Origin of the sequence: Gordonia desulfuricans NBRC 100010 (assembly GCF_001485495.1) — a bacterium.
In the GTDB taxonomy this organism is placed as follows: domain Bacteria; phylum Actinomycetota; class Actinomycetes; order Mycobacteriales; family Mycobacteriaceae; genus Gordonia; species Gordonia desulfuricans.
Window position 1 is genome coordinate 20,276 of the sequence record NZ_BCNF01000016.1, and the last position, 11,760, is coordinate 32,035.

The 11,760-nt window shown below is 64.3% G+C and carries 10 protein-coding genes; 6 read left to right on the forward strand and 4 right to left on the reverse strand.

Features of this window, described 5'->3' with window-relative positions; translation table 11 throughout:
- Positions 1–119: 119 nt before the first annotated feature.
- Entirely contained in the window at positions 120–491 is a 372-nt protein-coding gene (locus GD1_RS02875) for a hypothetical protein (RefSeq protein ID WP_238403908.1), read from the reverse strand.
- Positions 492–736: 245 nt separating this feature from the next.
- Here GD1_RS02875 and GD1_RS02880 point away from each other — a divergent pair, with 245 nt between their 5' ends.
- The 3 genes from GD1_RS02880 to GD1_RS02890 all read left to right on the forward strand — a co-directional run bounded on the left by GD1_RS02880 (position 737) and on the right by GD1_RS02890 (position 3,602).
- On the forward strand, positions 737–1,516 hold the full coding sequence (locus GD1_RS02880) for an acyl-[acyl-carrier-protein] thioesterase (RefSeq protein WP_059035505.1): 780 nt from the start codon (positions 737–739) through the stop codon (positions 1,514–1,516).
- A gap of 195 nt (positions 1,517–1,711) precedes the next feature.
- Positions 1,712–2,371, forward strand: a complete 660-nt coding sequence (locus tag GD1_RS02885) for a TetR/AcrR family transcriptional regulator (RefSeq protein WP_059035507.1) — start codon at positions 1,712–1,714, stop codon at positions 2,369–2,371.
- 88 nt (positions 2,372–2,459) lie between these two features.
- The gene (locus GD1_RS02890) at positions 2,460–3,602 is read left to right on the forward strand and encodes a thiolase family protein (protein WP_053776816.1); all 1,143 of its coding nucleotides are present in this window, start codon (positions 2,460–2,462) and stop codon (positions 3,600–3,602) included.
- A gap of 102 nt (positions 3,603–3,704) precedes the next feature.
- Here the strand turns inward: GD1_RS02890 and GD1_RS02895 are convergent, their stop codons facing one another.
- Positions 3,705–4,355 (reverse strand): TetR/AcrR family transcriptional regulator, encoded by a 651-nt coding sequence (locus tag GD1_RS02895; RefSeq protein WP_059035509.1) that lies wholly within the window; start codon positions 4,353–4,355, stop codon positions 3,705–3,707.
- A gap of 113 nt (positions 4,356–4,468) precedes the next feature.
- On the opposite strand from GD1_RS02895, the gene GD1_RS02900 reads away from it, so the two are divergent.
- Positions 4,469–5,983, forward strand: a complete 1,515-nt coding sequence (locus tag GD1_RS02900; protein ID WP_244882489.1) for an MFS transporter — start codon at positions 4,469–4,471, stop codon at positions 5,981–5,983.
- 33 nt (positions 5,984–6,016) lie between these two features.
- On the opposite strand, the gene GD1_RS02905 is transcribed toward GD1_RS02900, so the two are convergent.
- Both GD1_RS02905 and GD1_RS02910 read right to left on the reverse strand, forming a co-directional pair.
- Positions 6,017–6,445, reverse strand: a complete 429-nt coding sequence (locus tag GD1_RS02905) for a GNAT family N-acetyltransferase (protein WP_157079356.1) — start codon at positions 6,443–6,445, stop codon at positions 6,017–6,019.
- Between the two features lie 26 nt (positions 6,446–6,471).
- A complete protein-coding gene (locus GD1_RS02910; protein WP_157079357.1) occupies positions 6,472–8,481 on the reverse strand; it encodes a hypothetical protein in 2,010 nt (669 codons plus the stop codon).
- Positions 8,482–8,584: 103 nt separating this feature from the next.
- Here GD1_RS02910 and GD1_RS02915 point away from each other — a divergent pair, with 103 nt between their 5' ends.
- The gene (locus GD1_RS02915; RefSeq protein ID WP_238403906.1) at positions 8,585–10,234 is read left to right on the forward strand and encodes an SHOCT domain-containing protein; all 1,650 of its coding nucleotides are present in this window, start codon (positions 8,585–8,587) and stop codon (positions 10,232–10,234) included.
- A gap of 59 nt (positions 10,235–10,293) precedes the next feature.
- Entirely contained in the window at positions 10,294–11,367 is a 1,074-nt protein-coding gene (locus GD1_RS02920; RefSeq protein ID WP_059035515.1) for an SHOCT domain-containing protein, read from the forward strand.
- Positions 11,368–11,760: the final 393 nt, after the last annotated feature.

The window sequence follows — 11,760 nt, forward strand, 5'->3', positions numbered from 1 at the left end:
GCGCCCAATCCCGTTGACCGGGCGCTACTTTCCGTTGACCGGGCACCCAATCCCGTTGACCGGGCGCTACTTTCCGTTGACCGGGCGCTACTCTCCGTTGACCGGGCACCCGGGTACGGTCAGGACGTCGGGCCCGCATGGGTCACGCTCGGTGCATTCATGCAGCCGGACTCATAGTAGAAGTTCTGGATCGTCGCGCTGTTGTATCCGAGATCCGCGATCGCCGTGCTGATCATTCGCGCTGCCGCGCAGTATCGTCCCAGGTGTTGGTTCAACGACGCGGTCGCCTGTACTGCGGTCTTGTCGCCGATCAGGTACACGGTCGCTTCTTGGTAGGTGAACCGATTCATGGTCAGGTCTCGGTACGCCTCGTTGGCCACCTCGACGTCAGTACTCGCATCGGTCACCGAACCGTTGAGTTCCGATGGCGGGATGGCCTGTGCGACGCCAAATCCGCCACACATCACACTCGCCGCGATGGTCACACCCACAACGCCACGCCTGACCGCATTCACTGCTCTCTCCTACCGTTCCACTCAACCGAATCACCACGATCGTGACACGGGAGTACGACCGAACCACGCGACCCGCGAGGTGCGGCTCGTCAATTCGACTGGTCGAACGACGCCATACTCCCCACGCAACTCCCACATGCGCGGTAGATCTACCGCGCATGTGGGAGTTGGCCGCGCAGCCGACAAATGCGTGCGCAACTCACGCTGCTACCCTCGGCGCGATGACATCGTTGACGTCCGGCCTTCCCGACATCTCGCCGACAGCCCATCCCTTCGACGTCACCTACCGGGTCCGCATCGACGACTGCGATCCGACGATGACCGTCACCCTCGCCGGAGTGGCCCGCTATCTGCAGGACATCGCGATGGACATGATCGACCAGTCGCCCTTCGGCGCGACCAACCCGTTCTGGATCCTGCGACGCAACATCATCGACGTCATCGAGCCGATCACCTGGCCGGGCGATGTCGACATCACGCGCTGGTGTTCGGCGTCGTCGACGCGGTGGGTCGACATGCGGCAACGGATCACCGGCACACCCGCCCAGACGCCGTTCAACCCCGACGTTCGGCCGAACGGACACATCGAAACCGAGAGCTTCTGCATCAACGTCACCAGGGACGGCCGACCGGCACGTATCACCGACGACATGCTCGAAGACCTGAACTCGGGCGTGACCGAGACCCGTCTGCGCTGGCATTCGATGAACCCCACCGACGTGCCCGACGATGCGGCAACCGCATTGTTTCCGCTGCGCGCCGGCGACTTCGACATGTTCGAGCACATGAACAACGCCGCCTACTGGCATGCGGTCGAGTCGCAGTTGACCGACCACCGCGACCTCTTGTCCCGCCCGCACCGAGCTGTCATCGAGTATCTCAAGCCGGTACCGATCACCGATCACGTCACCATCCGGTCGGCGACCACCGACCACGGCGTCTCGCTGTGGATCTTCTCCGATCAGGTTCTGTGCACCACGGTGACCATCACCGCGTTGTGACCACGGCGCCGTTGCGCTGATTCCCCAGGCCCTGCAGCGCCCGCTGCAGGGCCTTGTCGTTTCACGACGACGCACGCTCTCCACAAAAGTGGCGCCACATTTACAAAAATATGAGGCTCCGTTATGGTTGCGACGAACGCCATGCCGGGCACCAAGGTGTGACCGCCGACCATCAACGACTGTCGAGGAGGGCCGATGACCGACGCTGCTGCACGCGCCGCCATCGAGGCCCCGCGGCCGCCGGTGACCCCCGATCCGCCGACCCCCAAGGGACGTGACACCCGGGATCGGCTCCTCGCCGCCGCGACCACCCTGTTCGCAGAGCGCGGGTACGCCGGTGTCCGGATCACCGACATCACCAAAGAAGCTGGCCTGTCCGGAGGGGCGTTCTACCGCTACTTCACCGACCGTCGCGAGATCATGCTGGTCCTGCTCCAGGACCTCACCGACGAGGCCTTCGAGTTCATTCGCGTGCCCTGGGACGACACCGATCCGATGGATGCCGTGATGCGTTCCACCGAACTGTATTTCACGTTCTACGAGTCGCACCGCGCACTGTTCGGGTTGTTGGCCGAGCTCGGCCAGACCGATCCCGAGGTGTCGGCACTCTGGGCCCGCGCCCGGCAGGCCTTCTATTCCCGGTTCGCCCACGTCCTGCGGCGCGGCGTCGAGTCCGACCGGCTGCGTGCCGGCGTCAACGTCGAGGTGGCCGCCGAGATGATCTGCGGCATGACCGAGTTCTACGCCTTCCAGCGCTACGCACTCCGGGATGGCGTCGTCACCGCCGTGACACCCCGAGAGGCCGCACGCACCCTTGCCGAGATCTGGGCGTCGGGAATCCTCCGACAACCCTGAACAACCCACAACCACAACCCTTTTCCGCACTCACCGACGCATCTCGATACGCCGGATGACCAGTCACACCCGACAATCAAGGAGAACCATGACCGACGCAGTGATCGTCGCCGCCGTCCGCACCCCGCTCGGCAAACGAAACGGGGGACTGTCGACCGTGCACCCGGCCGATCTGTCCGCACACATCCTCGACAGCATCGTCAGCCGTACCGGTATCGATCCGGCGATCGTCGACGACGTGATCTGGGGTTGTGTGAACCAGGTCGGCGACCAGACCTTCGACATCGCACGTACCTCGGTCCTCTCGGCCGGGTGGCCCGAGTCGGTGCCCGGCACCACCGTCGACCGCCAGTGCGGATCGTCGCAGCAGGCGGTGAGCTTCGGTGCGGCGAGCCTCGTCGCCGGCCACTACGACGCTGTGGTCGTCGGCGGCGTGGAGAGCATGTCGCGGGTTCCCATGGGCTCGGCCGTCGGGTCGGGAAATCCGCTGGGGGAGCGCTACATCGAGCGCTACGGAGATGAGTTCCCGAATCAGGGCATCGGTGCGGAGATGATCGCCGACGACTGGAAGCTGTCCCGCCAGCAGCTCGACGAGTTCGCGCTCATCTCCCATGAGCGGGCCGCGGCGGCCAGCGACGGCGGGCTGTTCGCCGACGAGATCGCTCCCATCGACGTCAAGGGCGAGACCGTGTCGGTCGACGAAGGCATCCGCCGGGGTGGCACCGTGGACGGACTGGCGAAGCTGCGTCCGGTGTTCCGTGAGGACGGACGTGTCACCGCTGCCAACTCGTCGCAGATCTCGGACGGTTCGGCCGGCCTGCTCATGATGACCTCCGAGGCCGCCGCGAAGGCCGGACTCACCCCGCTGGCGCGTGTCCATACCGCGGTCGTCGCCGGGTCGGCGCCGATGCCGATGCTGACCGGACCCATCCCGGCCACGCACAAGGCCCTCGCCAAGTCGGGTCTGAGCATCGACGACATCGGCGTGTTCGAGGTCAACGAGGCATTCGCGCCCGTCGTGCTGGCCTGGCAGGCCGAGTTCGGTGTCGATCTGGCGAAGGTGAACCCCCGCGGTGGCGCCATCGCGCTGGGCCATCCGCTCGGCGGTTCGGGTGCCCGACTGATGACCACCATGCTGCATCACATGCGTGCCAACAACATTCGCTACGGACTGCAGACGATGTGTGAGGGTGGCGGCCAGGCCAACGCCACCATCCTCGAACTCCTCTGATCTACGGGGCCGAGATCGACTGCGGGGCCGGTGGGTTCGGTACAACCGAACTCACCGGCCCCGCAGTCGTCCGGGCGGTCAGGTGAGGCAACCGATTCTCGGTCATATCCCTGTCTGTGGCTGCGGCGCAGCGGGTTCCGGGACGTCGGCGATGTCGGCAGGAATCCGGCTGTCCTGACGCATGCCGTCGACCATGAGCCGCAGCGTTCGGCGCCAGAGTGCGGGGTGTGCGGCACCGCCGAGTTCGCGGGCAGCACCGACCGCCGCGAGGATCAGCGGGACGTCGGCGCCGTGGAAACTCTGGCGCATCCAGCCGAGTTCCTTGAGTCTGTCCACCATCACATCCGATGCCGGGATGATCCGTTCGAGTGCCGCCGATTGCGCCGCGCCCGGAGACCGGACCTCCTGGAGCACGATCTGCCGGAGCCCCTTGTTCTCGGCGAGTTGAGCACACAGCTCTGCCAGGTGATCGACGAAGGACGTCGCCGGATCCTCGGCCCGCGACACCGCATCCATCGACATGACCACCGCATCCACCTGACTCGTGAACAGTGCGTCGACGAGACCGGCCTTGTCGCCGAAGCGCCGATAGACCGTTCCCACACCGACTCCGGCACGTTCGGCCACGTCGGCCATTGTCACCTCGAGGCCGTGCTCGGCGAATGCTTCCGATGCCGCCACCGTGATCCGTTCGACGTTGCGTGCGGCATCGCTGCGTAGCCGCGGTCCCGATTCGTTGGTCTCCGATGCCATGTCGAGAACCCTACCGCGAGCAAACGGAATGACAGATTCCGTTTGCTCGGTTATGCTTGCCCGGTCAGAAACGGAACATCGCTTCCGCTTGGTTATCCGAGGGAGCCGCCCACGTGTCCACCGACACCCAACCCACCCCGCCGAGCACGAGTCCACCTACCGTCGAGCCCCATCCACATCGCTGGTGGATTCTCGTCGTGCTCGCCATCGCCCAGCTCATGGTGGTGCTCGACGCCACGATCGTGAACATCGCCTTGCCTGCCGCCCAAGCCGATCTGGGATTCGACGACGACCTTCGCCAGTGGGTGGTCACCGCCTACTCCCTGGCCTTCGGCGGTCTGCTCCTGCTCGGCGGCCGCATCAACGACCAGTTCGGACGCAAACAGGCATTCATCATCGGCCTCGCCGGCTTCGCCGCGGCCTCGGCTCTGGGCGGATGGAGCCCGACCTTCGAGGTGCTGGTCATCGCCCGCGCCCTGCAGGGCGTCTTCGGCGCACTCCTCGCACCCGCCGCGTTGTCACTGCTCACCGTCACCTTCTCGCACAGCGGTGAGCGCGGGCGTGCCTTCGGCATCTACGGTGCGATCTCCGGTGCCGGTGGAGCCATCGGCCTGCTGCTCGGTGGTGTACTCACCGAGTACATCTCGTGGAACTGGTGCCTGTACGTCAACGTCATCTTCGCGGTGATCGCGCTGGTCGCCGCGGTCAAACTGATTCCCGCCCACAAGCCCGACGACGCGGCCGGCTCACTCGACTGGCCAGGCACCGTCACCGCGACCTTCGGTTTGTTCGCGCTGGTCTACGGGCTGGCCAACTCCGAGGTCAACGGGTGGTCGGACACCTGGACCATCACCTTCATCGTCGTCGGTGCGGTACTGCTGGCGGCGTTCGTGGTGATCGAGACCAAGGTGGTCCACCCGTTGCTGCCACTGCGCGTCGTCCTCGACCTGGTGCGCGGCACCTCCTACATCGTGATGTTCATCGCCGCGATCGGTATGTTCGGCGTCTTCTTGTTCCTGACCTACTACCTGCAGGGCACCCTGGGGTACAGCCCGGTGGCGACCGGTGTCGCATTCCTGCCGATGGTGGCCGCATTGGCACTCACCGCAGCGGTGGTCGGCAACGTGACCCAGAAGGTCAGTCCGAAAATCCTTGTCGGCGTGGGTCTGGCGTTGTCGGCATGCGCGATGCTGTTCCTCACCACCATCGACGTCGACAGTTCGTACGCGACCGGTGTGTTGCCCGGTCTGCTGATGTTCGGCATCGGCCTCGGGTCGGTGTTCGCCACAGCGATGGGCTTCGCGACGAGCGGAGTGGCCGCCGAGGACGCCGGAGTCGCCTCCGCCACGGTCAACACCGCCCAGCAGGTCGGCGGATCGATGGGTATCTCACTGCTGTCGAGCTTCGCGGCGACCGCCGCGGCCGACTATGTCACCGCGCACCAGCCCGGTCCGACCGCCACACCGGAGGCCCCGCTCGCCCTCGAACACGGCACCCAGCTCGCGAGCTACCACACCGCATTCTGGTGGTCGGCAGGCTTCTTCGCGGTGGGCGCCGTCATCGCAGCGCTGCTCTACCCGGCGAAGCCGCCGAAGATCGACGCCGAAACCGTGGTGATCGCCCACTGATCGGCACCCACCGATCGGGGTGGGTGCCGGCCGTCAGCCCATGGACCGAAGGATCTCCGGGGTCACCGGATCGACGATGTCGGTGACCTCGGGATGCTTCGACACATACCGTGCGACTGCCGGGCACACCGGCACAACACGGAGTCCGGCGCTTCGGGTCTCGGCGAGGGCATTGTGGATCAGGGTGGTGGCAAGGCCTCGCCCGCCGAACTTCTCCTCGACGACGGTGTGCGGGAAGATCCGTTGCGCGCCGCGATCGATGAACACGGTGAATCCGGCGAGCTCACCGTTCACCGTGATCTCGAACCGCCCTTCGGCGTCGTTGCGGGTGACGGCGATGACGTCGTCGGTGTTCTGGTCGGTCACGGGCTTCTCCTCGGTTCTCGGGCTGCACCGTCGCGGCGCATCTCGAATGGATTCGACACTCTCGCCCCCGCGCAACGTCGTTGCGGTCCGCGGCATTCCGGGCCGGTGCACCAGGGCGTGGGTCAGGGCGCCAGGGCCTGCGCCTTCACCAGCCGTTCGGCCATGTCGGTATCGATCTGATCAGGTCGACAGGCACGAAGGTACCGTTCCAGGATGGCGATCTCGGCACCGACATCGCCTGCCTTGCGATACAGGATCGCCGCCTGCTCGGTGTACCAGGGGGCAGGGGAGTACCCGTGGAATCGTGCATCCCGCTCCGCGGCGTCGACACATTCGAGTACGAGTCGGAGTGCCTCGCCGTTGTGCTGGGCCCGTTTGAGTTGTTTGACCTCCTCGGCCCATTCGACGAAGTCCCTACCGCGCACGAGCCGACGACGCTGATCCTCCGCGGTCGATCCTCCGGCTGCCAGACGGGTGCGCCGGGTGTCCGCCAGCTCTGCGGCATGCATTCGCGCGCGAGCCGACGATTCGGTTTCGTCTTCGGCGTCATAGGCCTGTTCGTATGGCCCGAGGATGATCCGGGCCGGCGCCCTGGTGCCGGCGGGAACGAAGATCCGGCACCGTACGGCGCAGTCGTGGCCGTGATGCTGGGGATGCCGGATGACCTCCCGCACCATCTCCGCCTCCAATGCACTCACGTACCCGACGAGTCGGCGGTCCACGTAGACCGCGAGCGGCCCCCAACCCTGGGGGCCATGGTCGAGTTCTCGGACGATGGCGGTGGTGTGGTGGGCTCGCCCGCGAGGGATGTTCGCGTCGTCGAGGATGGTGTCGATGGCCTCGATGTGGTCCTTTTCGTAGGACAGTTCGGCGGCTCGGGGAAGCACGATCTCGTCCGCTGGGCGCAGTGCGGTGAGGTAGCTGTCGCCGGGGTCGATGATCTCGTGCCGGACCGGCGCCGCGGGTTCCGGCGTTGCGCGTACGGTTCCGGCGAGCTCACGTGCCCGTTCCAATCGGTCGCGTAATCCTTTGGTGCCCAGGTGTTCCGGATCGTCACGCAGGAAGCGTTCGAGGATCATGACCTCGTCGTCGTACTGTTTGCGTGACCGATAGATGATCGCGGCCTGCTCGGTCGGCCACGTCGCCGGGCGTGACACCAGTATCGCGGCACTGCGTTCGGCGGCGTCGATGCACGCATGTAACAACACCAGCGCGCGGTCGGTGTCGCCGTCGGCGCGGGCCTGGGCGATATCAGTTCGTAGTGAGGTGAATTCACGGCCGTCGACGAGTGCGGCGTCGGCGGCTTCGTCCAGTCGTCGCAGAACCGCCGCATCGCTGAGCCGCTCGGTCCCGTCGGGGCTGATGCGACCCGGCCATGTGGGCCGATCGACGTAGCGCCACTCCGGTTCGCGATCGCCACCGGGTTCGAGGGTCACCCGCGCCGACCACGTTCCGTGCTCGTAGATCGCCCAGATCCGCGCCTCGACGGTTGCTCGCTGGCCGCGTTCCATGAGTTGCAGGACTGTGGCCTGAATTGCGGGGGCCACCTCGGCGGGGACGTAGCCGACAGACAGCATGTCGATGTACACGGCGACAGCATTCGTGTCGTGTGGATTCCAGGGCTCGGCGACCAGTTCTGCATCGCGCCAGATGACCCCGCCGAGCGGCTTGTCGGCGCGGGCGAACAACTGGGAGAAGGAATCCCGGTGATGACTTTCACCGGCGATCTCCAGATCACGCACGTCCAGGACAGGATTGTGCGGAGGTTCCGGACGAACTGCCGGACCCGACGTCGCGGCCCGATTGACCTCGGCGACTTCCTTCAACCAGTCACGCAGTTGCTCGAACCGCGGCTGCATCCGGCGGGTGAAGACCACGGTGTGCGCGTCCCCGGGTTCGGCCTTGCCTGCCGGTACCCCGGCCACCGCGAGCTGGAGGTAACCGTTCGCCAGACGTGTCGCAGGTTTGAAGTGGTAGCCCAGCACCTGACTGAGCGGGACCCGGTCCCCGGCACCGAACACCGCACCGACGACCGCTCGATTGACCTTGGTGATCGTCGTTGCGTCGACGTCGAAGCGAGCGCCGTATCCCTGGTAGGACGTGGTGCCGAATTCGGGAATGTCAGTGTTCACGGTGCGCTCGCCTCCCGAGGTCACGCTATCAATCGACCGAACGACATCCCCTTCGGGTGTGTGATGATGTCAAGGCTGCCGGGATGAAGTGAAGGTGTGGAACGTGGTCGAAGTGAGTCCCAAGTTCGTCGTGAAAGACGTCGAGGTCTGGTGCAAGGCTATCGCCCACGAATTGGCCGTAGGCGAGATCATCTGGGCCTTTGTGAGTGCCTCGGACACTCGACCGGCAACCATCGCGACCGTGATCACGAATTCCCGCATAGCGGGCTTCTACCCAAGTGTCCGAGCGTCCAAACGACTCCCGACAGAAGTGCCCGGTGATCGAATCCGCAGCATCGAGTTCCCCTCGATCGGCGACAAGACGCACATGACCGTCCTCACCGAGGACGGACAGACAGATTTCGGTGAGATCGATCCAGCCGATATCGATTTCGCCAGGTACTACGTCGAATACCTTCGGAACACAACTACCGACGCCCACACGGCGATTCCTACCGAGGTTGGGTCGGCGACCGAAGAACCTCCTGTCGTGATGTCACCAACGGGCCCGGGCTCGACGAAGCTCACATTTGTCAAACAGGAGGACCCGACAGGCCCTGTCTCCATCGCTGAGCCTGCGCACGTACTGGCAGAGCCATCAACGCCCGCTGACGTCGATGGCCCCCCGTCCTCGTCAGTGCCCGCGCTAAGCCCGAAGATCAAGGAGAAGAAGGCCGCCAAGTGGTCTCAGGCGATCACGCCAGATCTCTACGCCGGTGAGAGTATCTGGGCCTTCGTGAATGCCGCGAGGTTCAAACCGGCCACGGTCGCCACTGCGATAACGAACGCGCGCATCATCGGTTTCACCCACTTCGGCCAGACCACCGACAAGCGCATTCTGCTCGAGGTGGCAGGTGATCAGATTCGTGGACTGGACTTCTCCACCAAGGGAGGTCTTCCGCACTTCCGGATACAGACCGACGCCGGCGAGGTCGACTTCGGATCGTTCGACGCCAACGAAGTCGATTTTGCGCGGCACTACGCCGAGTATCTGTGGCACAACGGCATCGATCCAATCGCGCAGCAAGCGGCCATGCAGCAGAGGCAGGAGGCTGTCGCCGCGGCTGGGGTCCGGAACGCGTGGTTGCGCCAGCGGAATGCCATCCCGGTCTTCGGTACGGCAATGAAAGACAAATGGTGGGACGACATCAGTCGCCACTCACGCCCAGAAGAATTGCCGTGGTTCGTCATCAACAGCGGAATGGAGGGTCGGCTGGTTGCCTTCGAGGACCGCTTGCTGATCTCGAAGAAGGGGTTCATGAGCGCTTCTTTGGGAGGCAGTCGAGAAACGATATTTCTGTACTCTGACATCACCAACATCGAGTACAACAGCGGCTTCATGAACGGTGTCCTCGAAGTGCTGACACCGAGTTACCAGGGGACGGCCAATCACGACTACTGGCGATCCTCGGGCAAGTCCCGCAACAGCGCATCTGACGACCCAAGAACTCTGTCGAACTGCTTGCCCCTCATCAAGGTGACCTACCGCGAAGCCCAACCGATGCTGAATGAGGTGCAACAGAAGATCGCGGCATCGAAGCGGACACAAGTCATCGTCCACCACGCATCAGATTCCGTGCAGCCCGCGGGCCCTGCTCCTGTGACCGGGCTGGCAGACGAACTCGCGAAGCTCGCAGACATGCACCAACGAGGAATCCTGGACGACGACGAGTTCAAGGCGGCCAAGGGCGCGCTGATAGCGCGGATGTCGTGACCGTCTCCGGTCAGTGGCGATGATGTCCGACGGCGTCACAGGATGAAGGACGTGCTGCAGTGGAATTGAGTCCGGTGATCGCGTCCTTTGTCGCCGACAGCGTGTGCGAGAAGCTGGCCGCCGACATGCTCGACGGTGAAGAAGTTCTGGCGCTCGTGTCCGTGATCAGTTCCCAACCCGTCACCCTCATGACTGCGATCACGACCCATCGGATCCTGGGCGTTCAGCCCTACGCGCTCGATTCACGCCAGCAGGTGCCCATCTGTGCAGAAGGCGAGAAGATCACCGGCGTACGGATCACTCCCACAACGGGCATCGACCACCTGATCATCGAGACCGCCGAGGGCGAGATCGATTTCGGTATAGTGAGCCACCCCGATGACATGAAGGTGGCCAGGAAGCACATCGAGCAGTTCCGACGTTTCACCGCACCGTCAATCAGTTCAATGGTAGGTGAGGCCCCCACCCCGACCGTACCGGCTTCCGGCCCACGGTCATCAAAACTGAGCTTCGTCAAACCGACTCCTACCGACACGATGAGTCGGTCGACGCCACCGCTTCAAAGTCCGGGACTGACACAAGCAGACGCCCAGACCTGGTGTGCGGCAATCGCCCCAGACCTGTCCCCCGGAGAGTCGATTCGCGAGCTGGTGCGCGTGACCCGATACAAACCGACGACGACAGGCACCGCATTCACGAACAGACGCATCATCGGCTTCGCACATATGGGCAAGACGACAGAAGAACGTGTCTTGCTGGAGGTGGTGGCCGACGACATCCGGTCCGTCGACTTCCCGATCAGGGCCGGGCTGCTGAGCCTCTGCGTGACGACCGACGACGGTCAACTCAACTTCGGAACGTTCGATCCACAATCAGTCGACTTCATCAAGCGCGCGATTCACCGCCTTCGCAATGGCGACGACGATCCACCGGCTGCCACAGCCGCCGTCGTGGAGTCGCGGCAGCCTGATTCAATTCCTGCCGGTTCGGACGTCGACGAAGATCCCGACCCCGATGCAGTCGGAGGACTTGCCGGAGAACTGGCCATGCTGGCCGACCTGTATCAACGTGGTCTGCTCGATGCCGACGAGTTCAAGTCGGCCAAAGCCGCGACAATTGCCAAGTTGTCGTAGTCCGGTCTGACCGTCCCGGAACTGTCGGGGATGGTCACGGCCTATCGTCGCCGATGCCCGAGTGTCACCAGTCCCTTCGACAGGAAGGCATCTTCCATGCTGGTCGTTGGTGTCCATCGACACAAACGCTCACACGTGTGCGTCGCCAAGCTTGCCAACGTGACCATCTCGGAGGTGGTAACCACTCGGCGCATGCTGCGGAGATTTCGACTCGGGTCCTCGCGATGCTCGGTCCCGGCTCAATCATCAAGCCGCAGTTGATGGCTCACTCACCGATATGACTTCTTGCTCGATCACCCAGTGCCGCAGGATGGTTGAGCCGATGAGGGGCGGAGCGACGACACCATGAACACACAATCTCAATCAGCCACCGCCAGTTGGTGGTTGAGCCGA